This window comes from Patescibacteria group bacterium (assembly GCA_028716665.1).
Lineage (GTDB): Bacteria > Patescibacteriota > Patescibacteriia > UBA2591 > JAQUPP01 > JAQUPP01.
Map to the genome: position 1 here is coordinate 136,795 of JAQUPP010000001.1, position 23,277 is coordinate 160,071.

The window sequence follows — 23,277 nt, forward strand, 5'->3', positions numbered from 1 at the left end:
AATTTTTGTCAAGTATTCTCGACATAAAGAGAGTGGATAACTAATTTGACATATTTTATGGGTATTATATAATAAAAGTGTCGTCGAAAAATATCAACAAATACGCTTATGCAAATAGAAAAAGTTTTAGAACAATTTAATCTGAATAAAAAAGAAATTAGTGTCTATCTCACCTGTTTGGAGCTGGGTCCTTCTACGGCCGGAGTGGTCGCCCAGAAAGCAGGCATAAAAAGAACCAGCGCTTATGATATTTTGGGAGACCTGATAAAAGTCGGGCTTATTACTCATACTATAAAAAATAATAAAAAATATTTTTTAGCCGAAGATCCGGAAATACTTAAAAAAATTCTTCACGAAAAAGAGAGAGCATTAGAAGAAGTTCTCCCTCAATTGAAATCTATTTATAATATCCCGGGCATAAAACCAAAAACAAAATTTTATGAGGGAGTTTCCGGGGCAAGAAACATATTTAGAGAAACATTATCTTGCCGAAAAAAAGAAGCTATGGCCATTCTTCCGTCAGTAGACATTTATGATCTTATCGGAGTGGATTTTGCCAAAGATTATGTCGCCGCTCGAACGAAATTAAAAATAAAAAGCAGAACCCTGCGCGTTAAGACACGCGAGTCAGAAGAAAAATATTTTTTTCAACACAAAGAACAACTTCGGGAGATGCGATATCTTCCAAAGTCAATCACTTTTTATTCAACTATTCTAATTTGGGATGATAAAGTGGCAATTATTACTTCCAAAAAAGAAAGTTTCAGTTTTTTAATCGAAAGTCAAGAATTCAGCCAAACCATGAAAGCATTATTTGAAATGCTTTGGCTGCAATCAAAATAATAATTGAAAAAATTTATGCGCATCGGAATTGACGCTCGTCCCAGTACTAGATTCGCCGGTAGGCAAATCAGTACGGGACATCGCTTTGTTAAGAGATAGGAATAAGTAAGTTGAGTTTAATTGAGTTTTAATTGAAAAACTTTATGAGAATAGGCATAGACGCTCGATTTTACGGCCCGACGGGCAAAGGAATCGGGCGCTACACTCAGGAACTTATCAAAAATCTTGAAGAAACCCGCCAAAATTTTGCTTCACAAAACTTAGGCGGGCAAAAAGATGATTATTTTATTTTCCTCCGCCAAGAGGGCTTTAATTTATATCATCCTCAAAACCCTCATTTTCACAAGGTTTTGGCCGATTATCCCTGGTATTCCTGGCAAGAGCAGATATTATTCCCCAGACAACTCGCCTCTCAACGCCTTGATTTGGTTCATTTTCTCCACTTTAATGTTCCTCTGTTTTATCTCGGCCGGTTTGTAGTGACGATTCATGATTTGACTCATAATCAAACTACTCCAAAAGCTTCAACACACTGGAAATCAATTTTTTATTTTAAAAAAATTATTTATTATTTGATTATTAAAAATGCCATGCAACGGGCGGAAAAAATTATCACGGTTTCTAATTTTATTAAAGATTCAATTGTGAAACAATATAAAATTAATCCAAAAAAAATCTCTGTAACTTATGAAGCGACTGATATGGCGCCAAAGATTTCAGACTTTGAACCGGTTTCGGAGCAGATCCCGGATAATTATTTATTATATATCGGCAATGCTTACCCGCACAAAAATTTGGAACGTTTAATCAAGGCTTTTAAAATTGTTTTATCAAAACACCCGGGGATTCGTTTAATTTTAGTCGGGAAAATGGATTATTTTTATCATAATTTGCAAAAATTAACGCAAGAATTGGGGTTGGAAGAAAAAGTTATTTTTTCCGGTCAAGCTTCTGATGAAAAATTAGCTTGGCTTTATAAAAATGGTTTGGCTTATGTGTTTCCTTCTTTATCTGAGGGATTTGGCCTGCCCGGTTTGGAAGCAATGAAGTTCGGTCTACCGGTAATCGCCTCAAAACATCAACCCTTGCCTGAAATTTATGGTTCAGCTGCTTTATATTTTAATCCTAAAAACATAGAAGAAATGGCTGCAACCATTAATCAAGCTATAGAAAACAAAAATCTTCGCGAAGAACTAATTCAAAAAGGATTTGAACAAATTAAAAAATATTCTTGGGAAAAATGCGCCCAAGAAACAGAAGAAATTTACAAAAATTTATGAAAATCGGAATCGACGCCAGATTCTACGGCCCGACGGGCAAAGGAATCGGGCGCTACACTCAGGAACTTATCAAAAATCTTGAAGAAACCCGCCAAAATTTTGCTTCACAAAACTTAGGCGGGCAAAAAGATGATTATTTTATTTTCCTCCGCCAAGAGGGCTTTAATTTATATCATCCTCAAAACCCTCATTTTCACAAGGTTTTGGCCGATTATCCCTGGTATTCCTGGCAAGAGCAGATATTATTCCCCAGACAACTCGCCTCTCAACGCCTTGATTTAGTTCATTTTCTCCACTTTAATGTCCCTCTGTTTTATCTCGGCCGGTTTGTGGTGACGATTCATGATTTGACTTTATTGCAATACCCGACTCAACATAAAAATTCTTTAGCGAAATTTATATATTCTTTCAAACACGGATTTTTTATTTTAATTTTGAAAAATGCTCTGCGACGGGCGGAAAAAGTCATTACTGATTCGGAAAAATCGAAACAAGATTTGATTAAAAATTTCCATATAAAATCAGAAAAAATAAAAGTTGTTTATTTGGCCTGTTAGCGGTTAACTGAATAATTGATTGAAATTTTTTAAGACCATTTGGTCTTATTTTTTTGTGGGGGTTGACCCCCTCACCAAACGCTGATGTGTTTTTTAAATAAGGATTCTATTTTTATTTATATAAAATTGAATTTAAAGATTTATAAGATAAAAAATCAAATATTTATCAGTGTTCTAGGTGAGGGGGTTGACAAAAAGCGAAAAATATGCTTAAATATAATAGTCAAACAATTTAGTTTTGGCGCAAAAACAACAGTACCTTAAATAGGAGGATAAAATGTCGAAAGCAAGTGTTTTTGTCTTATTGTTTAATGAATGGGGAGAAGTTTTATTGGTTCACAATAAAGAGACTCCTCCTACCGGTGATAAGCCTTTTACAAAGGAAGCAGGCTGGGGCTTACCTGGCGGCGGAATTGAAGAAGGCGAAACAAATTTGGTCGCATTAATTCGCGAGCTTGGAGAAGAAACCGGTATTGTCGCCGATCAGATAAAAATCGGTGAAAAAGAGATTGAAGAAGTAAAGGGAAATGGCCATCAGATTTTTACTCGTAGAGCAGATCTAAAAGTAAAATCAGATGACATAAAATTTGTTTCATCAACGTCCGATGTTGATGAAGCAGAATGGTATTTATTAGAAGAATTACCTGTGGATTTGTATAATAGCCACAGGAGAAGAATCAAAAATTTTATTTTGAATCAAAAGACCAACGTATAAAGTTGGTCTTTTTCTATTTTACGACACACAAAGAGCTATTGTTTATTAGATAAAAGTTATTTTTATATAAATTATTAACTTAATTGTTCCACGTGGAACAATTATCCCCCTGTCTTTAAAAACAAATCTTAATCGGCAGTTTAAATTGCTGGTTTAATTTTAAGATCTCCTGGCGAACGTTATTTTCATAAATTCGCCTTTTTTGGAACAAAAGCTCTTGGCATTTTGGTATTAGTTCGGGGAAACTCGGTTCAAGGGCATTTTTGAAGTTTTGCCAATTAGCCGGTGCAGTGTTAAAGGTATCCAATAAGACCTCATCTACCTTACCAACCAGATTCTTAAAGATAAGCGGCAAATCGGTTATATAGGGCAAAATAGGCCCAACAAAGGCATAAGTCGGAATGCCAGCTTGGTGAATGGTCTGGAGGGCTAGAAGTCTCTTTTCAGGTGAACTGGTGCCCGGTTCTAAGATCTTGGCTATTTTGGGATCAAGATTGATTAAACTGAAACCAACCTTTTTTTGCTTAAAACCTTTGATTAGTTCTATGTCTCGCAGAATAAGGTCAGATTTAGTCAGGATATTGATCGGCCATTGGTGCTCTAAGAGAATTTTGAGGCATTTCTGGGTAATTTGGTATTTTTGCTCTAAAGGATTGTAGGCGTCAGTAATGGTTGAAAAGAAAACATCATTTTTTGGCTTTCGTTTAACTTCTTTCTCCAATATATCCGGGGCGTTAATTTTAACCTCCATAAATTGACCCCATTTTTGATCGGGCTTGAATCGTTGAATAAACTGAAGGTTATAACAATAAACGCAGCCATGCGGACAGCCAGAATAAGGATTTAAGGTATAACTCTGAAAAGCTTTGGATTGGTTAAGAATAGATTTGGCTTGAATAAGCTTAATAGTCATTTGATTTATAAAATGAAATTGTTCCACGTGGAACAATTTTGGTTTTATTAGCTACTTATTATATAAAAAAAGAGTATTTTTTATTGTTTAAACATTATCTATGCGTCGTACAATGGAAATTAAACTATACCCTTTGATTTAAGGTTTTATAAATAATTTTTTTCAAATCTTGACTGAATTTGGTTTTTAAAATTTTGTTCGCGTTGCCAATGGCTGATTCAAATTTTGAATCAAAATTTATTTTGCCCAAAATTTGCACACCGGAAATTTTACTTTCGGTTTTTGTTTGAGAAAATTGGTGAGATTGATAATTTTCAATAATGCCCAAAATCGGCGCTTTCAGTTCTTTCAACATTTTGATATTTTTGTTAACCGTTTCCATGGTGGTTTTAGATGGGGTGGCGACAATCAAGAATTCGGTTTTTTTAACTAATTTTAAAATGTCCAAAGCCGCGTCGCCAATGCCTGGTGGCATATCAATAATTAAAAAGTCCAAATCGCCCCATTGAGTAATGGTTAACAGTTCTAAAATAATATTGGAAATGTCTTCGCCTCTTAAAAGAGCCGGTTTTTTGCCCGTATAGTAAATAATGGACATAAATTTCAGGCCTTCAAATTCCGGCGGGATAATTCCTTTGTCTTCTTTTGGGAAGAGGTTGTTGATTCCCAAAATGGTATGAGTTGAGGGTCCACAAAAGTCCAGGTCTAAAAGGCCTGTTTTTAAGCCATTTTTAGCCAAATTTAACGCCAAAACAGAGGCAATTGAGCTTTTGCCGATTCCTCCTTTGCCTCCGGAAACAGCAATAATAGTTTTAATGTTTTTTAATCTTTGATTAATGATGTTTGGTCGTGGATCCATAAATTTCATTTAATAGAATCTATCCAAACGCCCCGGCCTTTGATAATTTTGAAATCCGGGCTTTTGCATTTCGGACATCTGAGATAAGTATGGGCGATTTCGGGGATAAAATGGATATATTCAGCTTCATTTTTATTGAGTTTTTTGAGGATTTTACTAAAATTCCATTGATGTTGGCAAATGCGGCATTTTAAAATCGCTTTTTCGGTTTTAATTTTTATTTTGCCGGTTATTTTTTTAAGTCGGCCGATTTGTTTTAAAGAAAACTTAAAAATATCCCTGTCTATTTGTTGCAGTTCGCCTATTTTTAAATTAATTTCGGAAATTTTTTTCAGTTTATTCTTTTTTTGATATTTTATGGCCGAATAAACAACGGCCTGAGCTAATGACCATTCGTGCATAAAATATATTATACATAAATAAAAAGAAAACGCTATTGACGTTTTTATAAAGTTGTGCTATATTTATATTATAAGATATAATAATAAAAGATCGTAAATAATTTAAATCTTAAAAAATAATATTATGGAAAAAATAAAATATACTCCATCTTTAGAGGAAGTAGAAAAAGCTGAAAAAATGATGACTTCTGAACAAAGAGAAATGAGCCAACAAAAAGAAGCATTAGCTATTGAACAAGAACAGAAAAAGCAAGATTTTTTTGTTGCAGCTGAAGAAATTATTAAAAAAATTAAATCTATTGAAAATATTTCTAATGAAAAAAGAAGGGAGATATTTTTAGGATTGATGGAAAAGATAAATAATGTGCCGAATTATTTTGAAAATTCTGAAGTAATTGAAAAAAGAAAGGAAATTGTTGAAATGATATTGCCCGAATATCCTGTTCTCGAAGTTTATCCTGGTAAAGAAAAAGCAAAATATATTGGATATTCCATGGAAGAATACTACAATCATCCTGCTGCTTTTTCTGTCGCCCCAGAAGTAGGCGGAGAAGAAAGAAAAACTGGGGTTATTGGTGATCAAATTTTCTATCCTGATTGGAATAATAACCATAATGGGCAACAATTATTCGTTTTATTTGATAATGAGACAGGACCGGATTTCACAGAATTTTATAGCGAAAGATATGAAAATTTATTGGAAAAATATGGCTTCCCTCGAGAATTAAGTCTTCATACTTTTGCGAGTGGTGGGATGCCATATTTAGAAGATAATCCTGAATTAAAGGAAAGATTTGAAGCAATAAAAGAAGAATTTAGAAATGAACTTAATGTTTTAAGAGAGGAAGCAGGTAAATATTGGTCTGAAGTTGTTCAAGATAAAAGAACATTGCGCATCGCTAAATTAGCAACTTTGTTTTTAGATGGTGATTTTTTAATGAAAGACAAGGGGATTAGTAACAATAAGAATGTTGAAGATAATCCAGGGTATATTATATATAAAAATAAATAATAAATTTGCCTCGATTTATTTCCGTTTAATCAGTGAAAAAGAATTTTTTATTACATCATACAACACGGCATATTTGATCTCGGCTTTTTACAAAAGCCTACCCCAAAATGCTTTACACTTTAGATATAGCTGATAAGTTATTTACATACTCTACAGGACGAAATTTATTTAAAATAAAAAGAAAACGTTTATTGATTAGCGTTTTCTTTTTATATTTTAATTAAATAATACGAGACGCGGTCAATTGTTCTAAATAATTTTTTGGCTGGTTAATAATGATTTTTTTATTTAATTTTTTCTGTCCGTATTTGACTATGGCTTTTTCGTCCGGTGCGTCGGAAAAGGCGGCGGTTAAAGCAGCCGCTTGAATAATAGCTTTTTGGCTAGCCGGACCGATTAAAAGGCCGGTTGGGCCCGGATATTTGGCGGTTTCAAAATAATAATCTTTCGGATTTTTTAAAGCTTTTAATTTTTTATTTTCTTCAAAATTGCGGCCGATAATAATTTTATTTTTATCCACTCGCCAATGCCTCCCGATTTTTAAAAGGGAAATATCAGCATCGCTGATTTTTTTATTTTGATTGAATAAATCTTGTAATCTTTTGGCAAAACTTTTGTCAGTTAGAAGACAGCCGCCGGCCGGCGTAGGGAAATTTTTGATTCCCCATTTTTTAGCCAAAGCTAATTGGCGCTGGCGGGATCGTCCGGAAATATCCAGAAGATTATCTCTTTTGACCCAGCCCATTTTTTCCGCTTCGGTTTCCGAAAGCAATTTAGCGGACAGGGGACGCAGTAATTTTCCTTTTAATCCGGTTTGTTTTTCCACCAATTCCATGGCTTGGGAATGCTGAGACATCGGCCGCTGACCCAAAACTTCGCCGGTAAAAATAAATTTCGCTCCTGTTTTTTTAGCCAATTGTTTGGCTTTTTTTAAAATAAAAATTCGGCAATCAATGCAAGGATTAATCGCCGAACCGTAATGATATTTCGGATTTTGCACCATTTTTAAATAATCAGCCCCGGCTTTTATGGTTTTTAAAGGGATTTTTAATTTTTTGGCCGTTGTCTTGAGATTATTTTTTTTATCTTCGGGAATAAACGGAATTTCAACATTAAGGCAAATTACTTTAATGCCTTGTTTTTGCAATATTTTTGCCGCCAAAATAGAATCCAATCCGCCGGAAAAAAGTCCGATGGCTGTAATTTTTTTTGCCATAAAATTTTATTTAGAGGTGTATTCAATTTGCTTTTTGTCCAGAATAACGGCTTGAGCAGCGGAAAGCCTGGCAATAGGCACGCGATAAGGGGAGCAGCTCACATAATTAAATCCGTTTTTATGGCAAAATTTTATGCTCTCCGGGTCGCCACCGTGCTCGCCGCAAATTCCGATTTTCAAATCAGGTCTGACACTTCTTCCTTTTTTAATGGCTATTGTTATCAGTTGTCCGATGCCTTCTTGATCCAAAGTTTTAAACGGATCGTCTTTGAGTATTTTTTTGTCCAAATATATTTTAATGAATTTTCCGGCATCGTCTCGAGAAAATCCCATGCCCATTTGCGTCAAATCATTGGTACCGAACGAGAAAAATTTCGCTTCCGCGGCGATTTCATCCGCCACCAGCGAGGCTCTTGGAACTTCAATCATAGTGCCGACCAAATATTCAATTTTTACTTTGTATTTTTTCATTGTTTCGGCAGCAATATTTATGACGACATTTTTTTGGTCTTTTAATTCATTAACATGTCCGACCAGAGGAATCATTATTTCCGGAACTATTTTTATTTTTTCTTTAGCCAATTCGCAAGCCGCGGAAATAATGGCTCGGGTTTGCATTTCGGTTATTTCCGGATAAGTAATACCCAACCTGCATCCGCGATGGCCGAGCATCGGATTTGTTTCGTGAAGTTCGCAAGATTTTTGCCAAATTTTTTCTCCGGGCACATTTATTTTTTCGGAAAGTTCGAAAGATTCTTTTTCTGTTTTCGGCAAAAATTCATGGAGCGGGGGATCTAAGAATCTGATCGTCACTTGAAATCCTTTCATCTCCCTAAAAAGGCCTTTAAAATCTTCTTTTTGGAAAACGAATAATTTATTTAAAACTTCGTTTCGGCCGGCGAGGTCGTCGGCTAAAATCATTTTTTGCATCAAAGGCAAGCGCTCTTTGGCGAAAAACATATGTTCGGTTCGACAAAGGCCGATGCCTTCAGCGCCAAATTGGCGGGCGACTTTTGCATCTCGCGGAATATCGGCATTGGTTCTGATTTTTAATGTTCTGATTTTGTCAGCCCATTTCATAAACTCCGCAAATTCATTGCTTAATTTAGGTTCAATTCTCGCCATTTTCCCCAAAATTACTCGGCCAGTTGAACCGTCAAGAGAAATCCAATCTCCTTCTTTGATTGTCATTTTTTTGGTGAAAAATTTTTTATTTTTTTCATCTATTTTGATTTCTTCGCAACCAACCACAGCGCATTTTCCCATTCCTCTGGCTACGACCGCGGCATGCGATGTCATTCCGCCGCGAGAAGTTAAAATTCCCTCCGCTGCGTTGATTCCGTGAATGTCATCAGGGCAAGTTTCGGCGCGAACTAAAATTACTTTTTCCGTTTTGCTTAAAATAACCGCTTCATCGGCATTAAAAACAACTTTTCCAATGGCCGCGCCCGGAGAAGCGGGAAGTCCTTGAGTAATTATTTCTATTTTCGCTTTTGGATCAATAATCGGGTGAAGCAGTTGATTAATTTGTTCCGGTTCAAGACGCATTAAAGCTTCTTCTTTGGAAATTAATTTTTCTTTGACCATATCCACGGCGATTTTTACCGCCGCCTGAGTGGTTCGTTTGCCGGTTCTGGTTTGCAACATATAAAGTTTTCCTTGTTCAATCGTAAATTCAAAATCTTGCACATCTTTCCAGTGTTTTTCCAGCCGCATGACTATTTTTTTTAATTCATCGTAAACTTTCGGCATTTCTTTTTTAAGTTCTTCGATCGGTTTCGGCGTTCTGACTCCGGCCACGACGTCTTCGCCTTGGGCATTGATCAAATATTCGCCGTAAATTTTTTTCTCGCCGGTTGAAGGATTACGCGTAAAACCCACGCCAGTACCGCAATTTTCGCCAAGATTGCCGAAAACCATGGACTGGATATTCACTGCCGTGCCCAAATTATCAGGAATTTTATTTAATAGGCGGTAAGTGGCGGCTCGCGGATTATTCCAGCTTTTGAAAACTGCCATTTCCGCCATTTCTAACTGCTTAAACGGATTATCGGGAAATTCGCGGCCGATTTTTTCGTGAATGAATTTTTTATATTTCGTGATTAAGGATTTAAGATCTTCTTCTCTGAGTTCAGTGTCAAATTTCACTCCGAGTTCTTCTTTTTTCTTATTTAAAATATCTTCAAATTCTTCTTTATTGATTTCCAAAACAACATTGCCGAACATTTGGATAAAACGGCGATAAGCATCGTAAACAAAACGCGGATTTTTAGTTTTTTGAATCAAACCGGGAATGGTTTTTAAAGAAAGACCCAAATTTAAAATCGTATCCATCATTCCGGGCATGGAAAATTTCGCTCCGCTTCTCACTGAGAGAAGCAATGGCTCGGTCGGATCGCCGAATTTTTTGTTGGTTGCTTTTTCCAATTTTTTGAGAGCTTTTTCAAATTGTTTTTTAAAATCAGGCGGCAATTTTTCTTTGTGCTCGTAAAAATAGCAGCAAACCTCGGTTGTAATCGTAAAACCGGGAGGAATCGGAATGCCATTTTTAGACATTTCCGCCAATCCAGCTCCTTTGCCGCCGAGTAAATTTTTCATTTGTCCATTGCCGTCAGTTTCATTTTTGCTGAAAAAATAAATAAATTTCTTTTCCATATATTTTTAACATTATTTTAATTAAATTGCAGTCATTATATTATATCCTAATTTTAGAATTTTTCAATTAAAAAAGAGGCAAATCAATTGTGATTTGCCTCTAATATTTTTCTTATTTTAAATCAGATATTTTTACTCGTCCAATCTCCTTTTCTAATTCCTCTTTTTCCCTGAGTAATTCGGGAAACCTTTTTTGGACATATCTGTTCTGCCAAATTTCCGACAGCCAAGGAATAGACGAATATGCGATAAAACTTAAGCCGGCGATAAAAATTGCCGGAGTTCTTGGAATAAAATCAGTAGGGTAAAAAATATGCGCTATTCCTATTATACAAATAATTATCCAAATTAAGAACCAAACTTCGGAAAACCAACGAGGTTTTTTCTCGTGAATTGTTTCTTTTAATTTTTCCAATTCCCGAACCATTTTGATATTTTTGCCGGTTGCCAGGCAAAAATCAGGTAGGGGAAAAGGATGGAGATTTTTGCAAACCGGGCAACGTTTTAAAACGGTCTCACCACAGCTGCACCTAATTTCATTCTCCATTACTATGAATATTTCTCCTCCACATATCGGACATTTCATTTTTCCTCCTTGTTTTTTTATAAAGAACCATTGTCTGATTTTTATATTTAAATAATAGCACATTTTTTGCCTTTTGTCAATAGATAAAATTATTGTATTTATCTATTTTTAAGGTATAATTTAGAATATGAAATTGAAAAATAGTGACAAAATATTTGTTGTTGAAAAAATTTATCAAAAGATTTTGGGAATATACCCGTTTTTAACGAAAACGGAGAAAAATATATTTAAGAAGAAGGCCAAATTTATTTTAGATAAATCTAAATGTGGAAAATCAGAACAAGAAATCTCGATTAAAAATTTATTGGCCCTTCTTAATAGTAATGGTCACGCAGATATTAAAGAATGGCGCAAGTCGGATCGTAATTTTATGCGCAAGGCGAAAATTAAAAAATCACCATTTTCAAAAATTGAAAATAGAATTCTTTATATTAAAATTCCGTCATGGGCGAAATGGCTTGGCGATATTGATCAAAAATTAAATAAATTTTGTCAAAAAAATATTAAAAAGTATAATGCCATTATTATTGATGTGAGAGAGAATCAAGGCGGGTCGTCAAGAATTGCCCATAATTTTGCCGGCATTTTTTTCAAAAAGACATTTATTTACGGCAAATTTATCAAGAAAAATGAAAACGGTAAATTGAAAACTACAGAGGGCAGATTTAAACCGAATAAAAAGATTTTTATTGACCAGCCTATTATAATTTTAATTTCAAGAAAATGTTTTAGTTCAAATGAACTGTTTCTCGCACCATTTAAAATTTTAAAAAGAGCTGTTTTGATCGGCGAACCCACGGCCGGAGGAAGCGCCAACCCGATATCAGAAATAGTTGAGATTTTTGGAAAGAAATTTATTATTAGAATTCCGACTTGGAGATTTTTTTTGAAAGATAAAAAACAGCCAATAGAAAAGACAAAAATTAGTCCGGATATTGTTTATAAAGGTAAAAATATAGAAAAGTTTGCAAAGAATTATTTATTAAAAAATAATAAGTAATACTTTTTTGCGAAATAAAATAAAAAAATAGCAGTAATACTATTTTTTTATTTTAAAAAATTTAAATTAGGTGTTTTATTCCTTGCAGCAGTTAAGAACCTTTTTTAATAAATCTCCCATTTTGCCGAAAAATCCGGTTTTTTCTTGGTCGTGGACATTCAGTTGGTTGTCGTCAATTTTCTTCAAGTTTGAAGTGTCGATTATTTTTAAATTTATCGCCCAAAATAGTGAATAAAGCTCGTATGATTTTTTAAATAAATCTTCGGCTTTTTCTTTTTCTCCTTGACCCAAGTGTTTTGTCCCGACTTCCATCAATCTCATCGAGCCGGCCAGTAAGTGTTTGGAAATGCACCAAACTTCGCCTTCGTAATCCTTGATAATTTTTTTCAATAAGTCCTTGCGCATTTCACGCACAGTTTTTAATAAATCAAAATATTCCGATTTACCGGTTTTTTTTGCGGTAAAGAAAAAATGCTCTTCAATGGATATTAAATTCATGATGGCAATAGAGAGGTCTTCGTCCAACGAAAGATCCAGTCCGCCACTTTTACTTTCTTCAACTTTTTTTAAAAGTTTTTGAATTTTTTCTTGTTCCAAATCCATAAATTTGTTTATTTATAACATTTAGTAATCCAATAATAAACTAAACTGGTGATTAATAAAAGAGACACCGGAATCACCACTTTTTGATAAGGAAAAAATACCTTGCCGTGATTTTTCTTTTTTAATAAATTGTTCAAACCAACGCTGATCAGGAAAACCAAACCGCCCAAAATAATGCCGAATAATAATTTATCCATCCCGCACAGGCGGTTCAAAGGATGCCCCATCAGCCCCATACCGTAAAAAGAGGCGATAAAAAAGAAATAAAAAACGAGATAAATGACGAAATCGCGCAGCTTGAAATGAATATTTTTTTTATCCAACCAGGTTAAAAACCAAATAATTAAGGAAATAATCAAGCCTCCAACCCAAATACCGGTAATTCCGTCATCAACGCCCAGCCAGCGTGAAAGCCCAATACCGGCGCCAACCGCGATAGTACAAACGGGGCAAACAGCAGAAGCTTGGTATGGCAGAAAAATCGCGGTTATGGCTAAAATCAGCCAAATATTTTTTTTAATTAAATCCATGATTATAATTTACTTTGGAAAAATTTAATAATATCAACATCTCCTATCAAGCAGACTGGGTTTTTATTTGACCCGTCAAACAAAAAAGGAATAGCAAGATCTCCTTCATTTAATCCGCATTCCCCGGCTTTTTCTTTTAATAATTCAAGATTGACGGCGATAGAAGTGTCTCGGTTCTCAAATTTTATTTTTTCAGCCGCTTTATTCTGGGCTAAAAATTCTTCCACTTTTATACAATGGGGACAGGTCGGAGAAAAGAATAAAACAATTCCGTCTTCCGGACTATTATTTTTACTTTTTTGTCCCGATCGATTGCCGATAATAACAAAAATAATCCCGATTATCACTAAAACGATAATGATGGCAAATAAAAGTTTTTTATTCATACGATTTTCAAAGGTTTATTATTATATTTCTATTAAAGCACACTATTTATTAATTGTCAAAAAGTAATTTCCAAAAATGCTTTATCAGGATGATCAGTGGAAAAAGTCATAATCAGCCAATAACCGGGTTTATACATGGTCAATTGATTAAGTCCTTCATCTTGTGTTCTATAGCCAAGGCCTTCTAGATGATTTTTAACCGCAGTGACATCGTCTTTAGTAACAATACGGGGGAATATATAATCAAGCATTGAGCCATCCATATTATCAGTCATTTTAACTTGATTATTATAAAGCTGATTTAAAATCGGCAAAAGTTCGCCATCAATCGTTCGGCTTTTGTCATTAATCAGTTCGGAAGGGATCGCTCTTTCATAATTAATTTCCGGCCAAGTTCTTGTTGCGGTTGAAGCAAGGTTCGAATTTTGAACCGGAGTATTATAAGCGAAAACATTAGGCAGTGTCGGACAGAGAGTATTTTTGGAATTATTCGGGGAAACATAAGTGGTGGTTTTTGTTTTTTTGTAAACAGAAAATTCCGGTTTGCGACTGGTTAACTTGACTGAGTAAGAATCTGTTTGGCTGATTAAATCATTGGTTGTTGCGTAAAGAGTTGTTATTTCCGTGATGATTTTATCGTTATAATCCACGACCCACCCGGCGTTGTTTTTAACATTTCCGCTCCCGTCCAATTTTACCAAGAAACCGTCTTTATAATAGGTGATGCTGCTAAGCAAAACGGATTGAACCACGTCAGTCGTATATTCGCCGGCAATAATCGCTCCACTGTCCGGTGTTGCTTTCATGACATAATTAGTCAAAGGGCCGGACTTGGGCGGTTCGATTTCTTTTATCCAGTCAATATTTAATTCTTGATCAGTTTTTATTGTCAGAATGCTTCCGTGAGAAGCTTCTGTCGCGGCTTTAATGGCTGCTTGAACTTTTTTCCAATCTTCTTGCGATTGTTTTGTTTTTTGATTTCCTTCTTTCAACATTTCCATTTCTCCGTATTTTTCAACATACCATTTGCGCTGATCGTTAACATCTTGCATTTTGGTTCCGCAATCATCATCAGCCCAAGTATTGGGTCCGGCAATTATTATTTTATTGTCAGTCGTTGAGATAATGGAATAATTTGTCATCGGTCCGCTGAAATCATTAAAACTCAAAGTTATTTTTTTGGCCCATTCCAAATTTCCAGAGGAACTAAATTTAAATCCCATTAAAGAATTTTTTGGTTTTGAATTTACGCTATTGCTGTCTGTAATTAAAGATAAAGCAGCGGATAAATTTCCAAAAACAATATAACCGTTGTCTTTGGTTTTAGCAAGACCTTGAACGACAATTGCTCCTTGCCGCATTTCTTTCCAACCCATTTCAAGGCCGCCTTCCGGCTTGGTGATTACAGCCGCCATTTCCAAAGGGATGCCTTCAATGCTTTTTGCCCATTCAAAATTAAAATTTTTATCAAATTTGGCCAAGCCCGGATAAGTATCAAAATTGTAAGGAGGGTCTTTTTCCGGATTCGACTGAGTTAAATTGCCGGCTAAAGCATAACCGCCATCCGGCGTGGGAATTAAATAAGAATCGTTTTCGCGGGCAATGAAATTTTTTATATTTTTAGACCACTGGATATTTCCATTTTGATCAAATTTAAAAACTTTAAGCGATGAGTAGGGCTGATCAAAATAAACATCGCTGTCTTCTCCGACTTTATCCGGCGTTAAATCAGTAATATTTGTGTAAAATAAAAAACCGTTATCAGCGGTTTCCAATAAAGAATTTTTGGCGTCTTCAACAAAGCCGGTAAATGATTTACTCCAAATCATATTGCCGTTTTTGTCCAATTTGGTGAACATTATTTTGTCCAGTTCTACGTTATCCGCGCTCCATTCTTTGGCAGTGATAAAACCCCAAACCTTGGAAACCATTAAATATCCGCCGCTTTTCAATTCAATAATTGATTGAACGTCTTCATCTCCCAAAGGATTTCCTGCGCCGGCGGCATTTTTGGTTTTTAAAAGTTTCATCCATTGGATACCTCCCTTTTTATCAAGTTTGGCCACAAAACCATCCGGCGGGATAAACATAATATTCGGATCCGTGGTTCCGGAAACAATATAACCGCCGTCTTTGGTCGGCCATGCGCCATTAATTTTTGTGAATACCAAAATGCGATATGATTTAAAAAAAGTGGTATTTGATAAAGAAAGAACGCAACTTGATGGGTCGTTATCAATTGAAGCAATGTCGGCAATTGAGGCAGTGAGAGTCGGGGTAATAACTTTAACCGCCGCGACTACAATCGCCGCGCATCCAAAAATCACAATCGCCAGAAATGTAATAATATTTTTTTTCATTTTTTTAGATATTTTTTAATTTTATTCAAAAGAAAATCAAATTTAATATATCCGGAATCTTTATTAATGTGTCCCGCGTTTTTAATAATGATTAATTTGGTATTTAAATTTTTTGCCAGCACTTTGCCTTTTTCAAGCGGGACGTAGGGATCATTATTTGAATTGATAACATAAAATTTCTGGCAATTTTTATTTATTTTAGTCCAATTAAAGGATTTGGTCGTAAAGGTTCTATTAAGTTTATCAAAATCTCTACGGCCTATCAAGCCGGTGAAACCAGCCACAAAAAATGCGGCTTTAATCGGATGATTCAATTTTCCCAAAACACTCAATAAAAAAGACGGCCCCAAGCTATGGCCGATAACTATAGTATCTTTATCTAAATATTGGTTGTATTTTTTAAAGATTTTCAGCCAATTTTTTAAAGATTGATTTTTGGGGGTAGGAAATTCAGGAATAAAAACCCGGCAACCGATTTTTTTCAATTCGGATTTTAACCAAGGAAACCAGTTTCCCTTCGGACTTCCGCAGGTACCATGAATTATAATTACATTAGTCATTAATTTTTTTATTTGTATCTATTTTTGTCTCTTTTGACAACTTTATTAAAACTTTTTCTGATTGCTTTGTCCAAATCAACATTATTTGAATTGGCAAAACAAATCAGCGTATAAATTATATCGCCGATTTCTTCTTCCAGCTCTTGTTTCTTTTCTTCATCTCTTTTCGGCTTGTCGCCGTAAAGATGATTAACTAATCTCGCGAATTCGCCGCATTCTTCGTAAAGCCGCGCCAAAATTGACAACTGAGACCAGTATTTCCAGTCGTTTTCTTTAAACCATTTGTCCAATTCTTTTTGATATTTTTTCATAAACGCAAATTAAAATATTTTTTATGGACCTAGGCAGAATCGAACTGCCGTCTCCGCAATGCGAATGCGGCGTATTACCACTATACTATAGGCCCTTGTTTGCCAAACCTTGCCAGGTTAAATCAAATAAAATTCTGACAAAATTGGCGATTTTTTTATCTTCAATGGAAACAATGAAAATTTCATCTTGCAGAGAACCGAGTAAAATTTTATCGCCGACAATACCTAGATCACTGCCAGACGGTTTTATATTTTTAGGCAAAAAACGAATTTGGTGAAACGGCCCTTGATTTCTTTTAGTATAATCTTTAGCAACCGGCTCGTCAAATAAAATTTCTCTAACCGAGAAGTTTTTATTTTTCTGTTTTTTTTCAAAAGGTTTGGCCATTTTGGGGTATCGTTTGTCAGCCTCGCTTATTGTACTAATAAATAATATTTCACCCTGATATTCTAAGATATCCTGATAAGCCCGATCCGGCGCGTCCTCGCCTTCAAAAATCATAATTTTTGGTTTTTGTTTTTCTAAATTATGGATAGCCATTAATTGAGGCAATAAACTTTGAAAATCCAAAATTTGTTCATTTAAAGAATTTAAAATTTTTTTTGGCGGCTGGGCGATAAAAACTTGGGTCCGTTCTTTGAGCGAGCGGGTGACTAATCCTTTTTCGGCCAGTAAATCCAAAATTAAATAAGTAGTTGGACGTTTGACTCCGCTTTTTTTGCTGATTTCCATGGGCGTGCCGGCGCCAAGTTCCAAGGCAGCCAAATAAACAGCTGATTCTTTTTCCGCCAGACCGAATTTAGTTAATTGTTCCTTTAAAGTGTTCATGTTTTTATTATAACATATTTATTGATGTTGTCAAGATTATTGACACATAAGTTATCCACAGATACATTTAACTTTGTTTATTCACTATTTGGCGTCTAAAATTCTTGACAGATTTTAAAAATTGTGCTATACTGTTTTTAGAATATTAAAAAGGGGGAAGAGATGAAAAATTTTTTTAGATTTTGGGGTCCAGTGATTATTGTGTGCTTAGGTGTAATTTTTCTATTCAAAAGTCTATTTGTTGCTCAAGATGCGTTTATGAAATCATCTGTGGTGCCTATTTGGACTTTATTTGGAGAACTTGGAGGAGCTATACTCACACTTGGAGGAGTTTTTCGGCTTACGTACATTGTAGAAACAGATATATTTGAAGAAAAAAACGAAAAAGGAGGTAAAAAATGAAATATCCTAAATTCAGATGTTCTAAATGCGGAAGTAGTGTATTTGAAGAAGGATTTACGATTGAGAGCACAAGTAACTTTATTTGGGATATCAAAGAACTCAAATGTGGCAGGTGTGGTGAAATTTTAGTAGCAAAATGCTCGGTCTGTGATAAATGGCATGCACCAATAAAATCAAATTGTCTGACGGCTGATGAAAAAAAGGTTCGGGGATTAGAGAAGGTGAATCAGGAAATTAGAAAAAAAGAACCCCCTTATTATGGGCTTATCTTCGTAGGATGTTTTTGGGGATTTGCTATCCTGGGAGTAGGATTAGTAATAGAATGTCACCCCGTTATTTTTATAGGTGGTTGTCTGATATTTCTAACCATATGCATGGCTCTTTGTGCTTCTACGGTTAAGTTTCAAAAATTTATAGAACGGAAAACTCGCCAAAAATTTCCAGAACTTTTTCAGAAAAAAGAGGAATTAGAGAGAGAAATTAAAAGGACAAAGAAAAGGTAACAAAAAAAGGGGTCTGAAAAAATTCAGCCCCTTTTTTCTATTTATAGAAATTTCGAATTGTTTATTTTTTAGAACCAATTTTGGTTTTCATGCCGAGAATTGTTCCGGTTGCGACGCCCGCCGCATAAACCATAATTGCTATTATACTTCTTTCATTATCAAGCCGAGTTAAAATATTATAAAGCACGAGCATTGATACAACTGTCACGGCAAAAGAAAAAATAGCCGCGGGAACAACTTTTTCTTTATTGATATATCGCCAATTAAGAGTTAACAAAAAATCCTGCAAAACGCCAGCTAAGTAATAAATTATAAGATAATAATGCATATTTGTGTGTTTTTATAATCAATGCCCCCGAGAGGAATCGAACCCCTATCTCATCCTTAGGACGGATTTGCTCTATCCGTTGAGCTACGAGGGCGGAAAATTAACAAGTATATAAGTTAATAAGTTGGTAAGCTAACTAAGTAAATAAGCTGATAAGTATGTAAGTGGATAAGCAAATAAATAATTTATTATTTCTTTTTTACTTATCTACTTATTAACTTGCCAGCTTGGTTAGCTTATTTGTCAGCTTGAAATTATTGCTTGATCAATTTTCCCATTAGCGATTCGGCCAAATGAGATAAGAAACTTGTTTGACTGTTTATAATTGCCAAGACAACTAAAACCAAAATTAAAATTGTGGTTGTCCAAAATACTTTTTTTAATCCTTTGCGAATGTAATCACTGGTATCGGGGGCAGTTTTTAATTTTGTTTCGTTGGCGATTTTTATTGTTTGAGCCATATTTTTATATTTAGTTAAAATCTTATATCCAATACTTTAAATGATAAATAGGTTTTTGTCAATTGGGAGGGTATAAAAAGGTTGACTATTAAAATTATTCTATTATAATTTAATATCATGTCTTTAATTTAATTAATAATTAACTAAAAAATATTATGTTTGAAAAAGACGCAAAAATGAAACCCGAAGACACCGAAACAATTATCGGCGCCGGGGTAAAAGTTGAAGGAACTTTCGTGGCCGCCGGAGACGTAGTGGTCAAAGGCCAAATCATCGGTTCAGTTGAAACCGAGAGTGATTTGATTTTAAAACAGGGTGGCTTGATTGAAGCCGACATTAAAGCCCAAAATATTTCCGTAGCCGGAGTGGTTAAGGGAAATTTGGAAGTATTGAATAAAATTGAAATGGCTTCCACGGCCAATGTCGCGGGCGATATTAATTGCCAAATCCTTTCCATGGAAGAAGGAGCGACTTTAAGCGGCCGCTGCAGCGTTGGCAAGGGCCCATCAACTTCCGGACATAAAAGAGAAAAAGCAGAAGAGATATAAAGGGCTTTCTTTAAATTTTTGAGCGCGAAGCACGATAAAAATTTAACTAGAAAACCTTTACCCGCCCAGATTTTTGGACTATTAATTAAGATTAGGGCGATGTATTAGGTCTATGTTTTATCTGACCCGAAGATTGTGGCAAGTAAGTGTCCAAAAACTTGGGCGGGTACGCAAAATTATAGTTAAAAATTTTGCGCTTTCAGCTTAAATTTTCAAATAATTTTGGTATGTATTTTTACATTTACGATTCTTTTTTATCTGAGAAAAGGTATGAAAAACAAGTCAATGAAATAGAAATTCGATTGGCTAATTTAGGTATTACGGGCAAAAAAATCCGCTTTTCCATTTTAAAAAGCATCTCGGATATTATCAAAGAAAGTTTAAGAGATAAAAATCCAACCGTAGTGATTGTGGGAAGTGATGAAACTTTTATTCAAGCGGCTATTCCCATGGCTAATCAAAATGCGGTTCTGGGTTTTATCCCCACTCAGTCAAACTCAACAATGGCGCATATTTTAGGCTTGCCGACCAATGAATTCGCCTGTGATGTGATTTCATCGCGCCGAATTGAAGATGTAAGCTTGGGCATGATTAACGGGCAGTATTTTCTTTCGTCTTTAGAATTTAATCCGGTTCAGACCCGTTTGATTTGCGATGAACAATATCAAATCAATCCTACCGGAATTAATCTGACAAAAGTTGTTAATTTGGATCTTTTGCAATTTAAAAAAATGTCTCAGGACCCTGATTTTAAAAAAACAGTTTCCGATCCAAAAGACAATTATTTGGAAGTTTTATTGGGAAATGCGGGCAAAGACTTTCTTTTTATAAAAGGCAAAGACAAAAAAGACAGTTTATTTTTCGTAAAAAAATTGAGAGTTGAATCCAAAAAAGAGGGCGATGAAGTATTTATTAAAGTTGATCAGAATAAAATCGTTAAAACTCCGGCCATAATTGAAGTTGCTCCCAAAGTTTTAAAATTAATTGTCGGAAAAGACAGACTCATCTAAAATTTTCAATTTTCAATAAAATTAACTCGTTAACTCTTTAATCCGTTAACTCAAAAATAAAATGAACAAACTAGACATTGCAAAACTTATTGATTATACGAATGTAAGCCCGATTGCCACGAGTTCTGATATTAAAAAACTTTGCCAAGAAGCCAAGAAATACGGCTTCTTTTCCGTTTGCGTGACTTCTTCAAGAGCAAAATTGGCTAAAAGTTTTTTGAAAAATTCATCAATAAAATTAATCAGCGTGGTTGGATTTCCACATGGCACCACCACCAGCCAAATTAAAGCGGCCGAAGCCAAACAGGCGGTTGAAAACGGAGCTGACGAAATTGACATGGTGATGAACATTGGCGCTTTTAAAGAAAAAAATTATCAATATGTTTTAAATGAAATAAAAATGGTGGTTAAATCGGCAAAACCGAAATCGGTTAAAGTGATTATTGAAACTTGTTATTTGACTAAAAATGAAATTAAGAAAGTTTGTCAAATTGTGAAAAAATCCGGCGCAGTTTTTGTCAAAACTTCCACCGGTTACGGACCGTCAGGCGCGAAAGAAGAAGATATTAAATTGATGCGAAAAACAGTTGGTCCAGATTTCGGCGTAAAAGCTTCAGGTGGAATTAGAGATTTGGAAACAATTTTAAAAATGATTAAAGCCGGAGCAAATCGAATCGGCACCAGAACTTTATTGAAGTAGAAAATAGTTTACAGTTTTTAGTTAATGGTTATAGTTGGTCGGTTGCTAGTTTAAAACCAAAAACCAGTAAACTAAAACTAAAGACTAATAACCAAAAACCATTATGTTAGCGAAAATTCTTTCGGCAGTTAATGTCGGAATAGAATCAAATTTAGTGGAAGTTGAAGTGGATATTGCAAGCGGATTTCCTTGTTTTGATATTGTCGGCTTGCCGGATCGGGCCATTGAAGAATCAAAAATGAGAGTTCGCTCGGCCATTATTAATTCCGGCTTGAAATTTTTACCGGATCCGCGCAAAAAACGTTTAACAATTAATTTGGCGCCGGCTGATGTGAAAAAAGAAGGCTCGGTTTATGATTTGCCCATGGCGGTTGGAATTTTAATCGCTTCAAATCAGATCCCGGCCGATTTTTTAAAAGAGAAGAGTTTATTTGTCGGCGAATTGGCTTTAAACGGCGAGCTTCGTCATTCTAAAGGGGTTTTACCAATGGCGATTTTAGCCGCGGAAAAAGGCATCAAAAATATTTTTTTGCCTTCTTCTAATGCTCAAGAGGCGGCTTTGATAGAAAATGAAAATTTTAAAATTTATCCGCTTGATTCTTTGGATTCTTTAATCAGTCATTTGACCGGACAAAAAATAATCAAACCTTTTATCGGCGAAAATATTAATGTTTTGGAGAAAGAAACAGAATATGAATTTGATATGGCTTATGTCAAAGGCCAAGAACAGGCAAAAAGAGCCTTGGAAATCGCGGCAGCCGGCGGACACAATATTTTGATGAGCGGCGCGCCGGGTTCAGGAAAAACTCTTTTGGCAAAAACTATACCTTCAATTTTGCCGAAAATGTCCAAAGAAGAAATTTTAGATGTAACAAAAATTTACAGCGTGGCCGGACTTTTAACAGAAGGCGAACTGAAATTTGAAAGACCTTTTCGATCTCCTCATCACACTATTTCTGACGTAGCCATGGTTGGCGGAGGACAAATCCCCAAACCGGGTGAAATCAGCTTGGCTCATCGGGGAGTTTTATTTTTAGACGAAGTGCCGGAATTTTCCCGTCATGTTTTGGAAAGTTTGCGCCAGCCGTTGGAAGATGGCATAATTTCCATTTCCCGAGCCAGGGGCGCTTTGGTTTTTCCATCAAAATTTATTTTAATTGCCGCTCAAAATCCTTGTCCTTGCGGATATTATCGCGATCCGGAAAAACCATGCCGCTGCGGTATTGGCGAAATTACAAAATATCGTAAAAAAATATCCGGGCCGTTGTTGGACCGAATTGATTTGCACTTGGAAATTCCCCGTCTTAAATTTGAAAAATTAACCAATGAAAAAGTTGCTGAAAGTTCAAAAGAAATCAGAAAAAGAGTGGAAAAAGCGAGAGAAATTCAAACAAAAAGATTTAAAAATGATTCATCCAAGAAAAAAGTTTTAACCAATGCCGAAATGACTTTGCCGCAATTGAAAAAATTCTGTCAAGTTGACGATAAAAGCCACGAATTATTGAAAAAAGCCATTGATCAATTTGCTTTGTCAACGCGCGCTTATCATCGGATTTTAAAAGTTTCCCGAACCATTGCCGATTTGGCCGGCGACAAAGAAATTACTTTTAATCATATTGCCGAAGCCATTCAATATAGGACAAAATTAGAAGAAGTATTATAGGGCAAGCTAATAAGTTGATAAGCTTACTAAGTAAATAAGTTAATAA

Annotated in this window: 27 protein-coding genes and 2 tRNA genes; 12 read left to right on the top strand and 17 right to left on the bottom strand. The window is 35.2% G+C overall.

Translation table 11 applies throughout. The annotated features are described in order from the left end of the window. Positions 1-108 precede the first annotated feature (108 nt). The 4 genes from PHF10_00735 (at position 109) to PHF10_00750 (ending at position 3,395) form a co-directional block, all read left to right on the top strand. On the top strand, positions 109-843 hold the full coding sequence (locus tag PHF10_00735) for a helix-turn-helix domain-containing protein (GenBank protein MDD5534264.1): 735 nt from the start codon (positions 109-111) through the stop codon (positions 841-843). Between the two features lie 143 nt (positions 844-986). Continuing rightward, a complete protein-coding gene (locus PHF10_00740; GenBank protein MDD5534265.1) occupies positions 987-2,123 on the top strand; it encodes a glycosyltransferase family 1 protein in 1,137 nt (378 codons plus the stop codon). After that, positions 2,120-2,680, top strand: coding sequence for a glycosyltransferase (locus PHF10_00745; protein ID MDD5534266.1), 561 nt, complete (start codon positions 2,120-2,122; stop codon positions 2,678-2,680). The genes PHF10_00740 and PHF10_00745 overlap by 4 nt, the downstream gene beginning before the upstream one ends. A 277-nt stretch (positions 2,681-2,957) precedes the next feature. Then, positions 2,958-3,395: an NUDIX hydrolase gene (locus PHF10_00750; GenBank protein ID MDD5534267.1), complete on the top strand. Its 438-nt coding sequence runs from the start codon at positions 2,958-2,960 to the stop codon at positions 3,393-3,395. Positions 3,396-3,510: 115 nt separating this feature from the next. Here the strand turns inward: PHF10_00750 and PHF10_00755 are convergent, their stop codons facing one another. The 3 genes from PHF10_00755 to hypA all read right to left on the bottom strand — a co-directional run bounded on the left by PHF10_00755 (position 3,511) and on the right by hypA (position 5,568). Next, a complete protein-coding gene (locus PHF10_00755) occupies positions 3,511-4,308 on the bottom strand; it encodes a radical SAM protein (protein MDD5534268.1) in 798 nt (265 codons plus the stop codon). Between the two features lie 124 nt (positions 4,309-4,432). Further along, complete coding sequence (locus PHF10_00760) at positions 4,433-5,167, bottom strand: P-loop NTPase (GenBank protein ID MDD5534269.1); 735 nt, start codon at positions 5,165-5,167, stop codon at positions 4,433-4,435. Between the two features lie 5 nt (positions 5,168-5,172). Beyond that, complete coding sequence (hypA, locus tag PHF10_00765) at positions 5,173-5,568, bottom strand: hydrogenase nickel incorporation protein HypA (GenBank protein MDD5534270.1); 396 nt, start codon at positions 5,566-5,568, stop codon at positions 5,173-5,175. 124 nt (positions 5,569-5,692) lie between these two features. On the opposite strand from hypA, the gene PHF10_00770 reads away from it, so the two are divergent. Next, on the top strand, positions 5,693-6,580 hold the full coding sequence (locus PHF10_00770) for a hypothetical protein (GenBank protein ID MDD5534271.1): 888 nt from the start codon (positions 5,693-5,695) through the stop codon (positions 6,578-6,580). A 220-nt stretch (positions 6,581-6,800) separates the two neighbouring features. Here PHF10_00770 and PHF10_00775 read toward each other — a convergent pair whose 3' ends face one another. From PHF10_00775 to PHF10_00785, 3 genes are all read right to left on the bottom strand, one after another. Beyond that, the gene (locus PHF10_00775; GenBank protein MDD5534272.1) at positions 6,801-7,796 is read right to left on the bottom strand and encodes a hypothetical protein; all 996 of its coding nucleotides are present in this window, start codon (positions 7,794-7,796) and stop codon (positions 6,801-6,803) included. A gap of 6 nt (positions 7,797-7,802) precedes the next feature. Continuing rightward, a complete protein-coding gene (gene ppdK, locus PHF10_00780) occupies positions 7,803-10,451 on the bottom strand; it encodes a pyruvate, phosphate dikinase (protein ID MDD5534273.1) in 2,649 nt (882 codons plus the stop codon). 112 nt (positions 10,452-10,563) lie between these two features. Next, positions 10,564-11,100: a hypothetical protein gene (locus tag PHF10_00785; GenBank protein ID MDD5534274.1), complete on the bottom strand. Its 537-nt coding sequence runs from the start codon at positions 11,098-11,100 to the stop codon at positions 10,564-10,566. A gap of 64 nt (positions 11,101-11,164) precedes the next feature. Between PHF10_00785 and PHF10_00790 the strand changes: the two genes are divergently transcribed. Next, entirely contained in the window at positions 11,165-12,037 is an 873-nt protein-coding gene (locus PHF10_00790) for a S41 family peptidase (GenBank protein ID MDD5534275.1), read from the top strand. A gap of 75 nt (positions 12,038-12,112) precedes the next feature. Here PHF10_00790 and PHF10_00795 read toward each other — a convergent pair whose 3' ends face one another. From PHF10_00795 to PHF10_00830, 8 genes are all read right to left on the bottom strand, one after another. After that, the gene (locus PHF10_00795; GenBank protein MDD5534276.1) at positions 12,113-12,640 is read right to left on the bottom strand and encodes a hypothetical protein; all 528 of its coding nucleotides are present in this window, start codon (positions 12,638-12,640) and stop codon (positions 12,113-12,115) included. 8 nt (positions 12,641-12,648) lie between these two features. Further along, positions 12,649-13,170: a hypothetical protein gene (locus PHF10_00800; protein ID MDD5534277.1), complete on the bottom strand. Its 522-nt coding sequence runs from the start codon at positions 13,168-13,170 to the stop codon at positions 12,649-12,651. A 2-nt stretch (positions 13,171-13,172) separates the two neighbouring features. Then, entirely contained in the window at positions 13,173-13,556 is a 384-nt protein-coding gene (locus PHF10_00805; protein MDD5534278.1) for a hypothetical protein, read from the bottom strand. Positions 13,557-13,612: 56 nt separating this feature from the next. Next, entirely contained in the window at positions 13,613-15,916 is a 2,304-nt protein-coding gene (locus tag PHF10_00810; protein MDD5534279.1) for a hypothetical protein, read from the bottom strand. Beyond that, positions 15,913-16,476 (bottom strand): alpha/beta hydrolase, encoded by a 564-nt coding sequence (locus PHF10_00815; protein MDD5534280.1) that lies wholly within the window; start codon positions 16,474-16,476, stop codon positions 15,913-15,915. Before PHF10_00815 ends, PHF10_00810 begins: the two co-directional genes overlap by 4 nt. A gap of 8 nt (positions 16,477-16,484) precedes the next feature. Continuing rightward, entirely contained in the window at positions 16,485-16,787 is a 303-nt protein-coding gene (locus PHF10_00820; protein ID MDD5534281.1) for a MazG nucleotide pyrophosphohydrolase domain-containing protein, read from the bottom strand. Between the two features lie 24 nt (positions 16,788-16,811). Continuing rightward, positions 16,812-16,882: transfer RNA gene (locus PHF10_00825), tRNA-Ala, on the bottom strand. Continuing rightward, the gene (locus PHF10_00830) at positions 16,873-17,616 is read right to left on the bottom strand and encodes a helix-turn-helix domain-containing protein (GenBank protein ID MDD5534282.1); all 744 of its coding nucleotides are present in this window, start codon (positions 17,614-17,616) and stop codon (positions 16,873-16,875) included. Before PHF10_00830 ends, PHF10_00825 begins: the two co-directional genes overlap by 10 nt. A gap of 162 nt (positions 17,617-17,778) precedes the next feature. Between PHF10_00830 and PHF10_00835 the strand changes: the two genes are divergently transcribed. Together PHF10_00835 and PHF10_00840 are read left to right on the top strand one after the other, a co-directional pair. After that, positions 17,779-18,018 carry a hypothetical protein gene (locus tag PHF10_00835; protein ID MDD5534283.1) on the top strand — a complete coding sequence of 80 codons (240 nt, stop codon included), beginning with the start codon at positions 17,779-17,781 and terminating at the stop codon, positions 18,016-18,018. Further along, positions 18,015-18,521 (top strand): hypothetical protein, encoded by a 507-nt coding sequence (locus PHF10_00840; protein ID MDD5534284.1) that lies wholly within the window; start codon positions 18,015-18,017, stop codon positions 18,519-18,521. Before PHF10_00835 ends, PHF10_00840 begins: the two co-directional genes overlap by 4 nt. A gap of 61 nt (positions 18,522-18,582) precedes the next feature. Here PHF10_00840 and PHF10_00845 read toward each other — a convergent pair whose 3' ends face one another. The 3 genes from PHF10_00845 to PHF10_00855 form a co-directional block, all read right to left on the bottom strand. Continuing rightward, entirely contained in the window at positions 18,583-18,849 is a 267-nt protein-coding gene (locus PHF10_00845; GenBank protein MDD5534285.1) for a DUF5698 domain-containing protein, read from the bottom strand. A 22-nt stretch (positions 18,850-18,871) separates the two neighbouring features. Then, positions 18,872-18,943 (bottom strand) — tRNA-Arg (locus PHF10_00850). A gap of 160 nt (positions 18,944-19,103) precedes the next feature. Further along, positions 19,104-19,310, bottom strand: coding sequence for a hypothetical protein (locus PHF10_00855; protein ID MDD5534286.1), 207 nt, complete (start codon positions 19,308-19,310; stop codon positions 19,104-19,106). 155 nt (positions 19,311-19,465) lie between these two features. Here PHF10_00855 and PHF10_00860 point away from each other — a divergent pair, with 155 nt between their 5' ends. The 4 genes from PHF10_00860 to PHF10_00875 all read left to right on the top strand — a co-directional run bounded on the left by PHF10_00860 (position 19,466) and on the right by PHF10_00875 (position 23,231). Beyond that, on the top strand, positions 19,466-19,858 hold the full coding sequence (locus tag PHF10_00860; protein MDD5534287.1) for a polymer-forming cytoskeletal protein: 393 nt from the start codon (positions 19,466-19,468) through the stop codon (positions 19,856-19,858). 227 nt (positions 19,859-20,085) lie between these two features. Beyond that, entirely contained in the window at positions 20,086-20,868 is a 783-nt protein-coding gene (locus tag PHF10_00865) for a hypothetical protein (protein MDD5534288.1), read from the top strand. 61 nt (positions 20,869-20,929) lie between these two features. After that, positions 20,930-21,568: a deoxyribose-phosphate aldolase gene (gene deoC / locus PHF10_00870; protein MDD5534289.1), complete on the top strand. Its 639-nt coding sequence runs from the start codon at positions 20,930-20,932 to the stop codon at positions 21,566-21,568. Between the two features lie 103 nt (positions 21,569-21,671). Continuing rightward, entirely contained in the window at positions 21,672-23,231 is a 1,560-nt protein-coding gene (locus PHF10_00875; GenBank protein ID MDD5534290.1) for a YifB family Mg chelatase-like AAA ATPase, read from the top strand. Positions 23,232-23,277 lie beyond the last annotated feature (46 nt).

Excerpts from the sequence above, each read along its gene's own strand:
- PHF10_00735 (MDD5534264.1), top strand. The coding sequence starts at position 109 with ATGCAAATAGAAAAAGTTTTAGAACAATTTAATCTGAATAAAAAAGAA.
- PHF10_00740 (MDD5534265.1), top strand. The coding sequence starts at position 987 with ATGAGAATAGGCATAGACGCTCGATTTTACGGCCCGACGGGCAAAGGA.
- PHF10_00745 (MDD5534266.1), top strand. The coding sequence starts at position 2,120 with ATGAAAATCGGAATCGACGCCAGATTCTACGGCCCGACGGGCAAAGGA.
- PHF10_00750 (MDD5534267.1), top strand. The coding sequence starts at position 2,958 with ATGTCGAAAGCAAGTGTTTTTGTCTTATTGTTTAATGAATGGGGAGAA.
- PHF10_00755 (MDD5534268.1), bottom strand. The coding sequence starts at position 4,308 with ATGACTATTAAGCTTATTCAAGCCAAATCTATTCTTAACCAATCCAAA.
- PHF10_00760 (MDD5534269.1), bottom strand. The coding sequence starts at position 5,167 with ATGGATCCACGACCAAACATCATTAATCAAAGATTAAAAAACATTAAA.
- hypA (MDD5534270.1), bottom strand. The coding sequence starts at position 5,568 with ATGCACGAATGGTCATTAGCTCAGGCCGTTGTTTATTCGGCCATAAAA.
- PHF10_00770 (MDD5534271.1), top strand. The coding sequence starts at position 5,693 with ATGGAAAAAATAAAATATACTCCATCTTTAGAGGAAGTAGAAAAAGCT.
- PHF10_00775 (MDD5534272.1), bottom strand. The coding sequence starts at position 7,796 with ATGGCAAAAAAAATTACAGCCATCGGACTTTTTTCCGGCGGATTGGAT.
- ppdK (MDD5534273.1), bottom strand. The coding sequence starts at position 10,451 with ATGGAAAAGAAATTTATTTATTTTTTCAGCAAAAATGAAACTGACGGC.
- PHF10_00785 (MDD5534274.1), bottom strand. The coding sequence starts at position 11,100 with ATGTGCTATTATTTAAATATAAAAATCAGACAATGGTTCTTTATAAAA.
- PHF10_00790 (MDD5534275.1), top strand. The coding sequence starts at position 11,165 with ATGAAATTGAAAAATAGTGACAAAATATTTGTTGTTGAAAAAATTTAT.
- PHF10_00795 (MDD5534276.1), bottom strand. The coding sequence starts at position 12,640 with ATGGATTTGGAACAAGAAAAAATTCAAAAACTTTTAAAAAAAGTTGAA.
- PHF10_00800 (MDD5534277.1), bottom strand. The coding sequence starts at position 13,170 with ATGGATTTAATTAAAAAAAATATTTGGCTGATTTTAGCCATAACCGCG.
- PHF10_00805 (MDD5534278.1), bottom strand. The coding sequence starts at position 13,556 with ATGAATAAAAAACTTTTATTTGCCATCATTATCGTTTTAGTGATAATC.
- PHF10_00810 (MDD5534279.1), bottom strand. The coding sequence starts at position 15,916 with ATGAAAAAAAATATTATTACATTTCTGGCGATTGTGATTTTTGGATGC.
- PHF10_00815 (MDD5534280.1), bottom strand. The coding sequence starts at position 16,476 with ATGACTAATGTAATTATAATTCATGGTACCTGCGGAAGTCCGAAGGGA.
- PHF10_00820 (MDD5534281.1), bottom strand. The coding sequence starts at position 16,787 with ATGAAAAAATATCAAAAAGAATTGGACAAATGGTTTAAAGAAAACGAC.
- PHF10_00830 (MDD5534282.1), bottom strand. The coding sequence starts at position 17,616 with ATGAACACTTTAAAGGAACAATTAACTAAATTCGGTCTGGCGGAAAAA.
- PHF10_00835 (MDD5534283.1), top strand. The coding sequence starts at position 17,779 with ATGAAAAATTTTTTTAGATTTTGGGGTCCAGTGATTATTGTGTGCTTA.
- PHF10_00840 (MDD5534284.1), top strand. The coding sequence starts at position 18,015 with ATGAAATATCCTAAATTCAGATGTTCTAAATGCGGAAGTAGTGTATTT.
- PHF10_00845 (MDD5534285.1), bottom strand. The coding sequence starts at position 18,849 with ATGCATTATTATCTTATAATTTATTACTTAGCTGGCGTTTTGCAGGAT.
- PHF10_00855 (MDD5534286.1), bottom strand. The coding sequence starts at position 19,310 with ATGGCTCAAACAATAAAAATCGCCAACGAAACAAAATTAAAAACTGCC.
- PHF10_00860 (MDD5534287.1), top strand. The coding sequence starts at position 19,466 with ATGTTTGAAAAAGACGCAAAAATGAAACCCGAAGACACCGAAACAATT.
- PHF10_00865 (MDD5534288.1), top strand. The coding sequence starts at position 20,086 with ATGTATTTTTACATTTACGATTCTTTTTTATCTGAGAAAAGGTATGAA.
- deoC (MDD5534289.1), top strand. The coding sequence starts at position 20,930 with ATGAACAAACTAGACATTGCAAAACTTATTGATTATACGAATGTAAGC.
- PHF10_00875 (MDD5534290.1), top strand. The coding sequence starts at position 21,672 with ATGTTAGCGAAAATTCTTTCGGCAGTTAATGTCGGAATAGAATCAAAT.